Genomic DNA, 13,817 nt, shown 5'->3' with positions numbered 1-13,817 from the left:
GCCGGGCCCGCCCGATGGATCTGACCGCCGCCACCCCCCCCCCCCCCGCCCCCACCCCCCCCCCTCCCCCCACCCCCCCCCCCCCCCCTTCCCCCCCCCCCCCCCCCCGCTGGCCCACGCGGACGAGGAGCAGATCCCCCGCACCGACGTGCACGCCCTGACCGGTCTCGGCCGCGACGAGGTCGTCCGCCGTGACATGGTCGCCGGGCTCCAGCCAGGGCACGCCTCGCAGTCGGGGGATGTCCAGGAGCACCCCGCGGCCCACGATGCCGTTCCGGACGATGTCGACGGACAGGGCAGTGGCACCGTCGGGGGTCACGCTGCTCGCCGGTACGCCGTTGTAGAGCTCGCCGTCATACATGACATGGCACAGTGCGTCGAGATGACTGTCCGCGTCCCCGTGCACGTTCATGGCGAACCGGTCACGGGCGAAGGACAGCCCGGCCGCGCCGATGTCGCCCGGGTCGGGGCCCGTCATCCGGTGGGCCGCCGGGTCCGGATTGTCCGGGCCGGGCCGGGTCTCCACCGGTGCGGCGAGGGACACCGTACGCCCGGACCTCACCTCGGCGGCCGCAGCCACCACCCGCTCCGGGGTGAGGTGGTTCAGCGCGCCGAGCCGGTCGTCCGGGCCGTGCTGCGCCTCCTCCCGCAGCCGCGCGTACAGGGCCCGGAACGCTTCTGGCGTCATCGGGGCACTCATGAGGCGCGGGTTCCCGGCGCTACGGACGTGGCCGGCTGCTCCGGCTCCCGTGCCGCGGGGATGCCGGGGCCGGGCGGCAGCAGTTGGACGGTGACGAAGGCGACCACGGCCGCGAGGATCACCACGGGAGTCATGGCGATGCTGCCGAGCAGCATCACCACGAGCACCACGCTGCTGACCGGCAGCCGGAGCGCGGCCGCCGATGCCGCCGCCATGCCTCCGGCCATGCCCGGAATGACACCCAGGCCCGGCAGGGGCGCCAGCAGGACGCCCGTCGCGGCGCCGAGGAACAGGGCGGGGAAAATGGGGCCACCGCGCAGACTGCCCAGGCAGAGGGCGTAGGCGGCGCTCTTGAAGGCCAGTACGGCGATCAGCGCCCCGACTCCCCACGTCTGCGGTTCGGAAGCGAGCTGCGCCATGGTGGCCTGACCGGAGGAGGCGACGTCCACGGGTGTGCGGTCGGTGATCACCGTGTACAGGGCCGCGCAGGCACCGGCACTCAGTGCGCAGAGCACCGTGGCCGTGAGGGGGCGTCTCACCACGGCGGCGGCCGCCAGCCGTCCGCCCGAGAAGACCAGGTGCACGAGTACGGCGACGGCGACGGCCATCAGCAGGGTCCACACCACGTCTCCGGTGTCCAGGTGCGGGAACGGCCCGGGCAGTTTCAGGGTGAGGCTGCCGGTCTCGAGCCCGGTCCAGCGGTCGAAACCGACGAACACCAGGGACCCCACCCCGCTGGAGAGCAGGGCGGGCAGCATGACCGCGAAGAGCTGTGGGCCGCCCACCCCGGCCACCTCCATCAGCAGCACCGCGCCGATCAGCGGGTTGCCGAAGATCGCCGAGATGGCCGACGCGGCACCGGCCGCGCCCAGGAGCGCCGTACTCTGCGGGGTCGCGGGTGACCGCGCGAGGTCGCGGAACAGCAGGGCGAGGCCTCCACCGAGGGCGATCAGGGGGGCTTCCGGGCCCAGTGTCGCGCCCAGCGGCAGGCTCGCGAGCGCCGCGATGATCACTCCGGGCAGCGCCTTCGCCGTGGCACCGCCGGAATGCAGGCCGTTCGCGGGGACATGGCCGCCCGCGCCGGGCAGCCGGGTGACCACCAGGCTGACGACAAGGCCGGCGACCGGCAGCAGCACCAGCGGCCACCACCAGGGCGGAGCGCCCAGCCCCAGTGCTTCCGGCAAGTCCGCCCACATCAGGTGCTCGAGCTGGTGCAGCGCGACGAGGAACCAGAACGCGACGAGCGACACCGGGATGCCGATGAGGGCGCAGAGCACGAGCGCCCTGCGATAGGCGCGGCTGCGCAGCATCTCACGCAGCCGGTCCGCCTCCTCCGGCTGAGCTGCGACTTCGGACGAGGCGGCGGCTCGCGGCTCCGGCTGTGGCTTTGGCTCCGGCTGTGGCTCTGGCCGTGTCATCGGGGGGCGGTCCTCAGCCGAGAACCTTCCGCTTCTCGGCAGCGAACTCCTCTTCGGTGAGAATCCCCTGAGCCTTCAGCTCACCGAGCTCCTTCAGCTTGTCGATCTTGTTGCCCATTTCGTCGTCGGGCGGCATCGGCGGTGGCGCGGCCTGCGGGGGGCTCGGAGCCGCCGCCTGCTGCTGTTGTTGCTGCTGCGCGGCGTCCTGCTGCGCCCACCGGCCCTCCTGCCGGCGCCTCACGCGGCCGGACACCGCTGAGGCGGTTCCGGCGACGACAGCGGTACGGGCGACGCCGCGGAGAAGTCCAGGCATCTTCGTCTCCCTCTGAGAGTCCCCTTGAGATTCCCCCTGAGAGTTCAGGCCGCCGGAGAACCCTCGTCCGGCGCCCCCTCGACCGCGTCCAGCGAGGCGAGCAGCGCCTGGACGGGAATCCGCCCTCCCGCCACCATCTGCGCACCACCGCGCCGCAGGGCCCGGGCCACCGGGGCGGCCCACAGGTTCTCGTAGATCAGGACCGCGGCGGAGTTGCCGGGTTCGATGGCGGCCCCGGCCTCCTCGATGTCGTCCTCGCCGAGCAGCCCCGAGGACACTCCCTCGAAAACGGTCAGGTCCAGCTCACCGTCCACCTCGGACAGCTCCAGGACCGTGACGGAACCGTCGGTGTCCTTGCGGACGAAAGTAAGGTCGAGGATGCGGATGATACGGCGGTCGACCAGGTCGACGAGCAGGGGAAAGGCCTCGCCCGTCATGCGGTTGCCGGGAAACTCCAGGACCAGATAGTCCACGGGTCCCATGTCTTCGAAGTCCTCGCTCATGGCCACTCCTTGCAAGCGCATCAGCGGTACGGGGCGGCTCGGTGGCCACTGTGCGGCCCGTTTCCGGGCGCGCGAGTCCCTGTATGCCATTCCAGCACTCGGCCGGATGCTTCGCATTTCGGTGCGGCGGCCTGCCCGGCGGGTACGGCGCGAGCACGCCCGGTGCGGAGCACGGCATTCAACTGGTCAGCTGGTAGAGGCTGTTGGCGGTGAGCCACAGCCCCAGCAACAGACAGCCGAAGACAATCGCAGGCTCCTCGTGCCGCTCCAGCCAGTCGCGCAGGGCCTTCAGTCTGACCCCCGCCGCCTTGGGTGCGAACACCATGTACAACTCGGCCGCCAGCAGGCTGGCAGTGGCGAGCACGGTGAACCCGAGCAGGGCCAGATACGACTCGAGATGGGACAGATCGGCTTCGAGGACGACGGTGGCGGCAGCGGCGACCAGGCCCCACGGCTGCAAGAAGACCCCGAGACCCGCCACGGACCACATGGATGCCTGGTCCAACCGTTCGGACATGGCCGAGGACTGCTCGTCAGGATGCTTGTCGGGATGCTCGTCAGGCTGCTTCTCGGGGTGTTGTCCGGCGCGGTGCTTGCGGGGCGGCTCACCGTGCCGTCGCCGCCTGCGAGCACCGTAGAGGACCAGGCCGACACCGATGGCCAGCCTGACCGCGAGACCGGCCGTGGACGGCGGCGACCTGGGCGCCGGAGGGGTCCCGCCGGTCAGCAGCAGGACCAGGGCGATCACCGTGACGAGGCAGGCGAGCCAGGCCAGGATGAAGACCAGGCCTTTCCAGATCCCCCTGCGCGACGTCAGCACGAGGACGAGCGCCATGATGGGCAACGGGTCCAGGGTGATGCCCAGGCCGATGAGGAGCAGGTCAAGGACCATGGCGCTCCCGTCGTCGGCGTCTCACCTCTCCATCGTCGCCACTGGTGACAGGGCCGCGCAAACAGAACCCCTCGGGAGGGCACCCCGCCGCTGATCGCCGAGATGCCGACGCGGTGCGCGTCCCACAACCTGGACGCAGGGAAGGAGCAACAGCATGACGACGCGGCGCCGGGCTGCCTTTCTCCGCACGTCATGGTGGACGGCACAGTTCGCCGCGATGGGGACATCCGCGCGGTCGCTGGCAGCGCGCACCGAGGAACGCTTCCCCGTCGTGACCCATCTGACGGCCCGTATGGTCTCGGTGAACATCTTCGACTCCGCGACCCGGCTGGCCGCTCAGTGCTTTCTGACCGCCGTCCCGCTGCTGTTCGTCGTCGGTTCCTTCGCCCCCAAGCCGGTCCGGGACCAGCTGATCAGCTCCGTGAAGGCGGTCTTCGGGCTCACCGGCGCGGCCGAGGAGCAGCTGAAGCAGGTGTTCCGGACCAGCGGCGGAAATCTGCGCGAGGCGACCGGCGTGATCGGCGCGCTGATGGTGCTGCTGTCCGCCACCGCGTGCAGCCGGGCGATGCAGCGGCTGTGCAAGCGCGCCTGGCAGGTCCCGAGGTCCGGCGTCAAGATCGCACCATGGCGCTGGCTGGCGTGGATCGGCGTCTGGCTGACCGTCCTGGTCGTGCAGGCTCCGGTGCGCGACGGTTTCGGCGCGGGCCTGTGGCTGGCCGTTCCGGTCACGGCACTGTCCCAGACGCTGCTGTGGTGGTGGACCCAGCACCTGCTGCTCGGCGGGCTCATCCGGTGGCTTCCGCTGCTGCCCGGCGCCCTGATCACCGGCGTCGCCGTGACCGCGCTGACGATGGCCAGCACGTACTACATGCCGCGCGCGCTCAACCGGAGCCTCGCCGAATACGGATCCGTGGGGTCGGTCTTCACCCTCCTGTCCTGGCTGATCGTGCTCTGCGTGGCGGTCGCCGTCGGCATCACGGTGGGAGCCGTACTGGCGCGGGAGCCGTGGCTGGCCCGCCGGCTCGGCACCCCTGCGGTGTGGTCGTGGGCCCCGCCCCCGGACGGGGGCCGGGCCCCTGACCCGGCGGACCCGGCTTGACCCGGCGGAGCCTGCCTGATCCGGCGGACCCGGTCAGATCCGGCCTGATCCGGAAGACAGGCCCCAGGACCCGGCAGGATCCGCCGGGCAGTCACTTGCCGTGGCCGCCGAGGTGCCGGGGCGCGGGGGCGCGCTGCAGTTCGTGGCGCAGGTCGTCGAGCTCGCTGCCGCCCGCCATCTGCCGGGTGAGCTCGTCGAGGGTGATCTCCTGCTTGGTGTGGCTGCCGGACATCGTGCCTCGCTTGAGCAGGACGAACCGGTCGCCGACGAGATAGGCGTGGTGCGGGTTGTGGGTGATCAGGACCACGCCGAGACCGGCGTCCCGCGCGGCCGCCACGTACTTGAGCACGACGCCGGACTGCTTGACGCCCAGGGCTGCCGTGGGCTCGTCGAGGACCAGCACCTTGGCGCCGAAGTAGACGGCCCGGGCGATCGCCACGCACTGGCGTTCGCCGCCGGACAGGGTGCCGATGGGCTGGTCGACGTCGCGCAGGTCGATGCCCATGCGCAGCAGCTCGGAGCGGGTGGTCTCGCGCATGAGCCCGGCGTCGAGGCGCTTGAACGGGCCGCTGCCCTTCGTCGGCTCGGAGCCGAGGAAGAAGTTCCGCCAGACGGGCATCAGGGGCACGACGGCGAGGTCCTGGTAGACCGTGGCGATGCCCCTGTCGAGGGCTTCGCGCGGAGAGGTGAGGGTGGTCTTCTCTCCCTCGATCGACAAGGTGCCCGCGTCGTGCTGGTGCAGCCCTGCGATGATCTTGATGAGGGTGGACTTTCCGGCGCCGTTGTCCCCGAGGACACAGCTGATCTCGCCCGCGTGGACCTCGAGGGAGACGCCTTCGAGCGCACGGATGTTTCCGTAGTACTTACTGACGTTGTGGAGCTCGACGAGGGCCGCCTTGTCCGTCATCGCGCCTCCGTTCTGTTCGCTCACGAACTCGCCTCCGCGCGCTTGCGGACCCATGCGTTCAGCAGGGTGGCCAGGAGGAGCATCGCTCCGAGGAAGAACTTGAACCAGTCCGGGTTCCACTCCGCGTACACGATGCCCTTGCTGGTCATGCCGAAGATGAACGCACCGACCGCGGAGCCGATCGCCGAGCCGTAGCCGCCGGTGATCAGGCAACCGCCGATGACGGCCGCGATGATGTAGATCAGCTCGTTGCCGACGCCCTCGCCGGACTGGACGACATCGAACGAGAACAGCAGATGCTGGCCGGAGATCCAGGCACAGAACGCCACGCCCATGTACAGGCCGATCTTGGTCTTCGTCACCGGGACACCGACCGCGCGGGCCGCGCCGGCGCCACCGCCCACCGCGAAGATCCAGTTGCCGAAGCGGGTGCGCAGCAGGATCCAGGTGGCGATCGCGACCAGTCCGATCCACCACAGGATGGTGACCTTGAGATCCACGCCGCCGATGGTGAGCTGCGAGGCGAACAGGCTCTTGGCGGAGGAGAAGCCCTCCATGTCGGCGATGGTCTTCGTCGACACCGTGCCGCTGATGAGTTTGGTGAAACCGAGGTTCAGCCCGGTCAGCATCAGGAACGTACCGAGCGTGATGATGAAGCTCGGCAGTTTCGTGCGGGTCAGCATGACGCCGTTGAAGGCGCCGATCGCGAGAGTGACCAGCAGGGACACGAGGACGCCGACCCAGACGTTCGCCGTCATCTGATAGCTGAACATCGAGGAGATCAGCGCGGAGCTGGTCACCAGCACACCGGCGGAGAGGTCGAACTCGCCGCCGATCATCAGCAGAGCGACCGGGACGGCCATGATGCCGATCGTGGACGCCGCGTACAGCACGGTGCTCATGCTGGAGGGCTGCAGGAAGCTGTCGGCGACGATCGAGAAGAAGACGAAGACGGCGGCCGCGCCGACGACGGAGCCCAGTTCGGGGCGCCCGAGCAGCTTCTTCAGCGGCGAGGTGTGCAGCAGCCGCTCGTCGGCGGCGCCGGTCTTGTCCTGTGCGGGTGGTGCGGTCGCGGTCATCGGGTTCCCCGCTCCGTGTAGTCCTGCAGTTCGGCGGCGTCCTTCTGAGTGATGATCTGCGGTCCGGTGAGGACGGGCCGTCCGCCGCCGAGCACATCGGCGTTGTAGCGGTGCAGCCACAGCAGGTCCACGGCCTCGTAGCCCTGGAGGTAGGGCTGCTGGTCGACGGCGAAGCCGAGCCGGCCGGCCTGGAGCGCGGTGGCGACCTTGGCGTTCAGATCGAAGGTGTCGATCTCGGCCTTGCTCTGCGCGGTCAGCCTGGCCTGGACTGCGGCGTCCGCGAAGGGCGCGCCGAGGGTGACCACGGCGTCGATGGACCGGTCGGTCTGAAGCTTGGCCTCGATGGACGCCTGGACGTCGGGCATGTTGGTGCCGTCGACGTACAGGTTCTGCAGATCCCCGTCGAAGGTCTTCTTCACGCCGGCGCAGCGCTGCTCGTGGCCGACGTTGCCCTGCTCGTGCAGCACGCACAGGGCCTTCTTCCTGCCGCGCTTGTCGAGCTCGTCACCGACGGCCTCGCCCGCGATCGTCTCGTCCTGGCCGATATGGACCAGGGCGCCGTACGCCTTGGACCGCTCGGAGCCGGAGTTCACGGTGATCACCGGGATTCCGGCCCGGGTGGCCTTGGCGACGACGTCCTTCATCGCGTCCGGCTTGGCGAGCGTGACGATCAGCCCGTCGACCTTCTTGTCGATGTACGAGTCGACGAGCTGGGCCTGCTGCTGTGCCTCGTCGCTGTGGGAGTACAGGAAGTTGATGTTGTCCTTCACGGAAGCCTGCTCGGCGCCGCGCTGGACGATGTCCCAGAAGGTGTCGCCGTCTCCCGAGTGGGTGACCATGGCGAAGGTCCAGCGGGGCGTGCTGACCGCGGCGCGGCCCTCGGCCTCGGCCGCCTTCCTGGCGTCCTCGGCGCGCTTGCCGCCCGTTGCGCTGCACCCCGCCAGGGAGGCACCGAGCACCGCCGCCAGCAACGCGCCGACCGCACGTACCCCTGTCCGAACCCTTGCCACGACGCCGTGCCCCTCTTGCTGTGCCTTGTGTACTCCGGGGTAAGTATCCCTGAGCACGATCGCGGGGGTGGCGGGCGGGTGTGACATGGCACAGGTCACGGTGTACGTCATCGCGTGCCGTCGGCCGTGAGCTTCTCCAGGGCGGGGACGTCCTTCTCGGTCACCAGCGCGGGACCGGTGAGCACCGGCTTGCCGCCGCCGATGACATTGCCGTTCGTCTTGTTCAACCACAGCTCGTCGATGGCGAGATAGCCCTGGAGGTAGGGCTGCTGGTCGACGGCGAAGCCGATCTCCTTGGCCTTGAGGCGCTTGACGACCTCGGCGTTGAGGTCGAAGGTGTCGATCTCCGCCTGCGAGGCGGCGCCCTGCTTGGCCTGGACGGAGGCGGCGGCGAACGGCGCGCCGAGCGTGACGATCGCGTCGATGTCCTTGCCGCTCTGCAGCTTCGCCTCGATGGAGGAGGTGGAGGCAGGCATGTTGGTGCCGTCGACGTTGAGGTTCTCGACGGTGCCCTTGAAGGTCTTCTTCACGCCGGCACAGCGGTCCTCGAGCGAGACGTTGCCCTGCTCGTGGATGACGCAGACCGCCTTCTTCTTTCCGCGCCTGGTGAGCTCCTCGCCGACGGCCTCGCCGGCCACGGACTCGTCCTGTCCGATGTGGCTGAGCGCGCCGACCGCCTCGGAGAACTGGCCGCCCGAGTTGATGGTGACGACGGGTATCCCGGCCGCGACGGCCTTCTTGACGACGTCTCTGACGGCTTCCGGCTTGGCGAGGGTGACGACGATGCCGTCGACCTTCTGGTCGATGTACGTCTGGACGAGCTGGGCCTGCTCCTTGCCCTCCTTGTTCGCGGCGTAGAGGAACTCCACGTTGTCCTTCGCCGCCGCGTCCTTGGCGCCCCGCTGGACGATGTCCCAGAACGTGTCGCCCTCGCCGGAGTGGGTCACCATGGCGATCTTCAGCCGCTTGGTCGTGGCGGCCTTCCCGCCTCCGGTGTCCTGCGGCTTCTCCTCGGCGCCCTTGCCGCCGGAGCCGCTGCATCCGGCCGCGGCAAGTGCGAGTGCGGCGAGCAGAACTGCTGCCGTGCGGGGTGTGCGCATGGTGGATCCGCCTTCTCTCCCGGCCGCCCGATTGCGGCTGGGTCCGTTTTACGGAGGCGACACCAGCCAGTCAATACTTTGTCCGAACATTCTTACGCCAAACTTGCGCCGCACTGGCTCAAATCCGTTCCCTTTGTTCCCTGTCGGGGCCGGGTTCGTTCCCTGGCAGGGCCGGGCCGTACGAACAGCTGGAAGGTCACGGCCGTACGAGCAACTGGAACTCGAAGGCGTACCGCGAGGCCCGGTAGACGTGCGAGCCGAATTCGACGGCCCGCCCGGTGTCGTCGAAGGTGGTGCGCTCCATCGTGAGCAGCGGGGCGCCCGCCTCCTCGCCGAGCAGCGCGGCCTCGTCCCCGGTGGCGGCACGCGCCCCGACCGACTGCCGGGCGCTGTGCAGGGTGATGCCCGCGGCGCGCATCATCCGGTAGAGGCCGGTGGACTCCAGCTGTTCGGTGTCCAGCGGCAGCAGACCGGTGGGCAGATGGTTGCGCAGGCGCGCCATCGGCTCGCCGTGCGCCGAGCGCAGCCGCTCGACCATGTGCACGTCACTGCCCTCCGGAACACCGAGGGCGGCCGCGACCTCGGCGGTCGCCGCCTCGATGGTGTTCTGCAGCACGCGGGTGGCCGGCCGCTGGCCCGCCGCTTCGAGGTCGTCGTAGAGGCTGCTCAGCTCCAGCGGTCGTTTGACCTGGCTGTGCACGACCTGGGTGCCCACTCCGCGGCGCCGTACCAGCAGCCCCTTGTCGACCAGCGACTGGATGGCCTGGCGCACGGTGGGCCGGGACAGGCCGAGCCGCCCCGCCAGCTCGATCTCGTTGCCGAGCAGACTGCCGGGGGTGAGTGTTCCGTGCTCGATGGCGGCCTCCAGCTGCTGGGAGAGCTGGAAGTACAGCGGGACCGGACTGGTGCGGTCCACACTGAGCGGGAGCGACACGGCGGCGTCCGGCGTGTCTCTGGGCTGCTTGGGCACGCTGCGAGCGTAGCCGCAGGGCCTGTTGACGGGAAGTTGTGTCGTTCGATTGTCAGGACAAATGCTTGACAGGGCCACGGGGCGGACTCCACCTTGGGGCCATGCGCATCGGACTCATCGGAACCGGACGTATCGGCGCCTTCCACGCGGGCGTCCTCAGCCGTCATCGGGAGGTCGGCTCCCTGGTGGTCGCCGACACGGACGCCCAGCGGGCGCGCGAGGTCGCGGACCGCATCGACGCCACCGCCGCCCCTTCCGTCGACGAGGTCTTCACCTGGGGTGTCGACGCCGTCGTCATCGCCTCCGCCACCGCCGCCCACGCCGATCTGATCGGCCGGGCCGCCCGCGCCGGGCTGCCCGCCTTCTGCGAGAAGCCGATCGCGCTGGACCTGCCCGGGACGCTCGGCGCGCTGCGCGAGGTGGAGAGCGCGGGCACCGTGCTCCAGCTCGGCTTCATGCGCCGCTTCGACGCCGGTTACGGGGCGGCCCGTGAGCTGGTGCGCTCGGGGCGGCTGGGCCGTCTGCACACCGTCCGGGCCATCACCTCCGACCCGGCTCCGCCGCCCGCCGCGTATCTGCCGCTGTCCGGTGGCCTGTACCGCGACTGTCTGGTCCATGACTTCGACATCCTGCGCTGGATCACGGGGCGGGAGGTCGTGGAGGTGTACGCCACCGGCTCCGACGCCGGGCCCGCGATGTTCCGCGAGGCGGGCGACGTCGACACCGCGGCCGCGGTGCTGACCCTCGACGACGGCACCCTGGCCTCCGCCACCGCCACCCGCTGCAACGGCGCCGGCTACGACGTCCGCATGGAGCTGTGCGGCGAGTTGGACACGGTCGCCGTCGGCCTCGACGACCGAACGCCGATCACCTCCACCGAGCCTCAGGGCGCACCCGCTGCCGACAAGCCCTGGCCTGGCTTCCTGGAACGGTTCGCCCCGGCGTACGAGGCCGAGCTGGACGCGTTCATCCAGGTCGCCGCCGGCGAACTGGCCAACCCCTGCGACGGCCGCGAGGCCCTGGAAGCGCTGCGCGTCGCGGAGGCCTGCGAACTGTCCCGGCGGGAGCGGCGCCCGGTACGGATGGAGGAGATCGCGGGCGGCTGAGGCCGGCCGAGGGCCCGTCCGGCGGACGGTCCCAGCCTGATCCGCCGGACCGGCCTCCGGCGACGCAGCGAGGTGCCGTGGCCGGGGGGACCTCCTGGGGGTCCCCCGGCCGGAGGCTGGGGGAGAAGCTCTGGCGGAGCGTCCCTGGCCCGACAAGACCGCCCGGACAGGGCCTGGGCCTTCACCACCTGACGGGCAGTCGGCGGACGCCGCGGATGAGGAGGCCGGGAAGCCAGTCGAGCGGGCCTTCCGAAGGGTCGAGGGCGAGGTCCGGGCAGCGCTCCAGCAGGGTGCGGACGGCGATGCCGCCCTCCAGCCGGGCCAGTGGAGCGCCGAGGCAGTAGTGGATGCCGTGTCCGAAGGCGAGATGCCCCCGGCCCTCTCCCGGTGCCGCCGTGCGGCGGATGTCGAAGCGGTCCGATGAATTCGCGGGCGATGAGCTTGCGCAGGCGCGTATGGTCCGGCGGGTCGAGGACCAGCAGATACGGTCCGATGACGTCCTCGTCCAGCATCTTGATGCCCAGGATGCCGGGCGATTTGGAAAGCCGCTGGTCGGCGAGCGCCGCCCGGGCCTCCTCGTGGCCGACGATCAGCCAGACCCGGTCGCCGTACGGCGAGATCACCTCGTGGACCGGTCCGGCCTCGCGCAGCTTCGCATAGTAGGGATACGGGTCGGCGGTGAAATCCGTCCCGTACTCCCCCAGATCGATGACGGCCATCACACCAGCCTACGAGGCCGCCCCCTCGTCCAGCAGCCCCGCGTCATGGACCAACAGCGCGATCTGGACACGGTTGTTGAGGCCGAGTTTGGCCAGGATCCGGGAGACGTGGGTCTTCACGGTCGGCAGGCTCATGTACAGGGACGTGGCGATCTCGGCGTTGGAGTGGCCGCGGGCGACCGCGACGGCGACCTCGCGTTCGCGTTCGGCGAGGGTGCCGAGACGGGCCCGGGCCCGGCCGGGCCGGTCGTCGGGGGCGGCACCCGCCACATGCGTCATCAACTGGCGGGTGACGGCCGGGGAGAGCACCGGATCGCCCGCCGCCACGCGCCGTACCGCTGCGACGATCTCCGCGGGCGGGGTGTCCTTGAGGACGAATCCCGCGGCCCCGGCCCGCAGCGCGCGCAGCACCTGTTCGTCGGCGTGGAAGGTGGTGAGGACGACGACCTCGGGGGCGTCGGGGCGGCCGCGGAGCTGCTCGGTGGCGGTGAGCCCGTCCACGTGGGGCATCCGGATGTCCATCAGGACGACATCGGGCCGCAGCCGGTCGGTGAGCGCGGCGGCCTCGGAGCCGTCGGCCCCCTCCCCCACGATCTCGATGTCCTGCGCCCCGCCGAGCATGAAGGTGAGTCCTGCGCGCACGAGCGGGTCGTCGTCGACGATGAGCAGCCGGATGGTCATGAGGGCCACGGTAGCCACGATCGGACGGCGAACCCTCCGTCGTCCGTCTTCCCGTGCTCCAGCCGCCCGCCCGCGAGCGTGGCGCGTTCGGTCAGCCCGATCAGGCCCTGGCCGGATCCGGGCACCTGATGGACCGGGCCGTCCGGGGCCGGGTTGCTGACGGTGACGGTGAGCCCCTGGCCGGGTCCGCCGTGCACGGTGACGGTGACCTCGGCGCCGGGGGCGTGCTTGCGGGCGTTGGTGAGGCCTTCCTGGGCGATGCGGTAGACGGTGCGGCCGGTGGCGGCGGGGACCGTGGCCGGTGCGTCGATGCCATTGTCGAGGGTGACGCGCATGCCGGCCTGCCGGGACTCGGCGACCAGCGCGTCGAGCGTGGCGAGGGTGGGCTGCGGCCGGTGGTTCTCGTCGCCCTCGCCGGGGGCACGCAGTACGCCGATGATCTCGCGCAGGTCCTGGAGGGCCTCGTGGGCGCTGTCGCGGATGACTCCGGCGGCGCGGGCGACCTCGGCGGGGGGTGCGTCGGGCCGGAACTCCAGCGCGCCCGCGTGCACGCTGAGCAGCGTCAGCCGGTGGGCGAGCACGTCGTGCATCTCCCGGGCGATGGCCTCGCGGGCGAGCCGCTGGGCCTGCTGTGCGCGCAGTTCGGCCTCGGTCTCGGCCCGGTGGGCGCGTTCCCGCAGGGCGACGACGAGCTGACGGCGTGAGCGCACGAGCATGCCCCAGCCGAGGGCCGTCAGCACCAGGAGGACCCCGGCGATGATGTTGGCCAGGGTGGAAGTCGCCGGATCGGGCCGCAGAAACGGCTGCCCGATGCCCGAGAGCAGCGCGAGCGAGCCGAGTACGGCGACCGGTTTGAACGGCCGGTGCACGGCGAGGCTGAACAGGCTCACCAGCATGGCGCCGCCCGCGACCGGCACCAGCAGGGCGGTCACGATCAGCGCGGCGGCGAGCCCGACGGGCCAGCGCCTGCGCAGCCACACCGCGCAGCAGGCCGCCGCGCCGATCAGCTGGTCGGCGAGGACGACGGCGTCGGCGTTGGCGGCCTGTTCGCTCGCCTCGACCGCGAGCAGGCCGATGAGGGCGGCGAAGACGAACGCGACGGTGTCCACGATCCAGTCGCGCACCGTCCGCCGGGGCCGTTCCCTGCCCCGGTCGCCCGGAAGCTCCTGGTCCAGTGGGCCGGCCATGGCCGACGGCAGCAGCCAGGGGTATTCCGTACGCGTCACATCGACAAATCTACGCAGGTGGAGGGGCGGTCCGGGGCCGTCCCGCGACGGGAAGCTACCAAAGTCGCACGGTCTCAGACTTTCGGAGCGACAG

General features: G+C 70.8%; 14 protein-coding genes and 1 pseudogene. 2 read left to right on the top strand and 13 right to left on the bottom strand.

The features are described 5' to 3' along the window. From AC0699_RS15045 to AC0699_RS15025, 5 genes are all read right to left on the bottom strand, one after another. Positions 1-688, bottom strand: a 688-nt coding sequence (locus AC0699_RS15045; protein WP_478659932.1) for a cyclase family protein, incomplete at its 3' end; no start/stop codon positions are given. 8 nt (positions 689-696) lie between these two features. Next, the gene (locus tag AC0699_RS15040) at positions 697-2,118 is read right to left on the bottom strand and encodes a chloride channel protein (RefSeq protein WP_478659930.1); all 1,422 of its coding nucleotides are present in this window, start codon (positions 2,116-2,118) and stop codon (positions 697-699) included. Positions 2,119-2,131: 13 nt separating this feature from the next. Beyond that, on the bottom strand, positions 2,132-2,431 hold the full coding sequence (locus AC0699_RS15035) for an SHOCT domain-containing protein (protein WP_478659928.1): 300 nt from the start codon (positions 2,429-2,431) through the stop codon (positions 2,132-2,134). 44 nt (positions 2,432-2,475) lie between these two features. Then, the gene (locus AC0699_RS15030) at positions 2,476-2,934 is read right to left on the bottom strand and encodes a DUF6325 family protein (protein ID WP_478659925.1); all 459 of its coding nucleotides are present in this window, start codon (positions 2,932-2,934) and stop codon (positions 2,476-2,478) included. Positions 2,935-3,112: 178 nt separating this feature from the next. Further along, positions 3,113-3,826, bottom strand: coding sequence for a GAP family protein (locus tag AC0699_RS15025; protein ID WP_478659923.1), 714 nt, complete (start codon positions 3,824-3,826; stop codon positions 3,113-3,115). Positions 3,827-3,980: 154 nt separating this feature from the next. Here AC0699_RS15025 and AC0699_RS15020 point away from each other — a divergent pair, with 154 nt between their 5' ends. Next, positions 3,981-4,925, top strand: coding sequence for a YhjD/YihY/BrkB family envelope integrity protein (locus AC0699_RS15020; RefSeq protein ID WP_478659922.1), 945 nt, complete (start codon positions 3,981-3,983; stop codon positions 4,923-4,925). A gap of 91 nt (positions 4,926-5,016) precedes the next feature. Here the strand turns inward: AC0699_RS15020 and AC0699_RS15015 are convergent, their stop codons facing one another. The 5 genes from AC0699_RS15015 to AC0699_RS14995 all read right to left on the bottom strand — a co-directional run bounded on the left by AC0699_RS15015 (position 5,017) and on the right by AC0699_RS14995 (position 9,937). Continuing rightward, the gene (locus AC0699_RS15015; RefSeq protein ID WP_478659967.1) at positions 5,017-5,832 is read right to left on the bottom strand and encodes an ATP-binding cassette domain-containing protein; all 816 of its coding nucleotides are present in this window, start codon (positions 5,830-5,832) and stop codon (positions 5,017-5,019) included. Positions 5,833-5,852: 20 nt separating this feature from the next. Continuing rightward, positions 5,853-6,911 (bottom strand): ABC transporter permease, encoded by a 1,059-nt coding sequence (locus tag AC0699_RS15010; protein ID WP_478659920.1) that lies wholly within the window; start codon positions 6,909-6,911, stop codon positions 5,853-5,855. Next, on the bottom strand, positions 6,908-7,921 hold the full coding sequence (locus AC0699_RS15005) for a sugar ABC transporter substrate-binding protein (protein ID WP_478659918.1): 1,014 nt from the start codon (positions 7,919-7,921) through the stop codon (positions 6,908-6,910). The genes AC0699_RS15010 and AC0699_RS15005 overlap by 4 nt, the downstream gene beginning before the upstream one ends. A 107-nt stretch (positions 7,922-8,028) precedes the next feature. Beyond that, positions 8,029-9,021: a sugar ABC transporter substrate-binding protein gene (locus tag AC0699_RS15000; protein WP_469772383.1), complete on the bottom strand. Its 993-nt coding sequence runs from the start codon at positions 9,019-9,021 to the stop codon at positions 8,029-8,031. Between the two features lie 196 nt (positions 9,022-9,217). Beyond that, a complete protein-coding gene (locus AC0699_RS14995) occupies positions 9,218-9,937 on the bottom strand; it encodes a GntR family transcriptional regulator (RefSeq protein ID WP_453659362.1) in 720 nt (239 codons plus the stop codon). Positions 9,938-10,092: 155 nt separating this feature from the next. Here AC0699_RS14995 and AC0699_RS14990 point away from each other — a divergent pair, with 155 nt between their 5' ends. Continuing rightward, positions 10,093-11,097 (top strand): Gfo/Idh/MocA family protein, encoded by a 1,005-nt coding sequence (locus tag AC0699_RS14990; RefSeq protein WP_478659916.1) that lies wholly within the window; start codon positions 10,093-10,095, stop codon positions 11,095-11,097. Positions 11,098-11,278: 181 nt separating this feature from the next. Here AC0699_RS14990 and AC0699_RS14985 read toward each other — a convergent pair. The 3 genes and pseudogenes from AC0699_RS14985 to AC0699_RS14975 all read right to left on the bottom strand — a co-directional run. After that, a pseudogene (locus AC0699_RS14985) lies at positions 11,279-11,515 on the bottom strand (cytochrome P450); the annotation flags it as partial. 310 nt (positions 11,516-11,825) lie between these two features. Continuing rightward, positions 11,826-12,497: a response regulator gene (locus AC0699_RS14980; RefSeq protein ID WP_478659913.1), complete on the bottom strand. Its 672-nt coding sequence runs from the start codon at positions 12,495-12,497 to the stop codon at positions 11,826-11,828. Further along, positions 12,494-13,723 carry a sensor histidine kinase gene (locus AC0699_RS14975; protein ID WP_478659910.1) on the bottom strand — a complete coding sequence of 410 codons (1,230 nt, stop codon included), beginning with the start codon at positions 13,721-13,723 and terminating at the stop codon, positions 12,494-12,496. The genes AC0699_RS14980 and AC0699_RS14975 overlap by 4 nt, the downstream gene beginning before the upstream one ends. Positions 13,724-13,817 lie beyond the last annotated feature (94 nt).

Source organism: Streptomyces sp. NPDC043870 (genome assembly GCF_056435785.1).
The sequence above is the reverse complement of the archived record's forward strand: the minus strand, read 5'-3'. Positions and strand labels throughout refer to the sequence as shown.

Excerpts from the sequence above, each read along its gene's own strand:
- AC0699_RS15040 (WP_478659930.1), bottom strand. The coding sequence starts at position 2,118 with ATGACACGGCCAGAGCCACAGCCGGAGCCAAAGCCACAGCCGGAGCCG.
- AC0699_RS15035 (WP_478659928.1), bottom strand. The coding sequence starts at position 2,431 with ATGCCTGGACTTCTCCGCGGCGTCGCCCGTACCGCTGTCGTCGCCGGA.
- AC0699_RS15030 (WP_478659925.1), bottom strand. The coding sequence starts at position 2,934 with ATGAGCGAGGACTTCGAAGACATGGGACCCGTGGACTATCTGGTCCTG.
- AC0699_RS15025 (WP_478659923.1), bottom strand. The coding sequence starts at position 3,826 with ATGGTCCTTGACCTGCTCCTCATCGGCCTGGGCATCACCCTGGACCCG.
- AC0699_RS15020 (WP_478659922.1), top strand. The coding sequence starts at position 3,981 with ATGACGACGCGGCGCCGGGCTGCCTTTCTCCGCACGTCATGGTGGACG.
- AC0699_RS15015 (WP_478659967.1), bottom strand. The coding sequence starts at position 5,832 with ATGACGGACAAGGCGGCCCTCGTCGAGCTCCACAACGTCAGTAAGTAC.
- AC0699_RS15010 (WP_478659920.1), bottom strand. The coding sequence starts at position 6,911 with ATGACCGCGACCGCACCACCCGCACAGGACAAGACCGGCGCCGCCGAC.
- AC0699_RS15000 (WP_469772383.1), bottom strand. The coding sequence starts at position 9,021 with ATGCGCACACCCCGCACGGCAGCAGTTCTGCTCGCCGCACTCGCACTT.
- AC0699_RS14990 (WP_478659916.1), top strand. The coding sequence starts at position 10,093 with ATGCGCATCGGACTCATCGGAACCGGACGTATCGGCGCCTTCCACGCG.
- AC0699_RS14980 (WP_478659913.1), bottom strand. The coding sequence starts at position 12,497 with ATGACCATCCGGCTGCTCATCGTCGACGACGACCCGCTCGTGCGCGCA.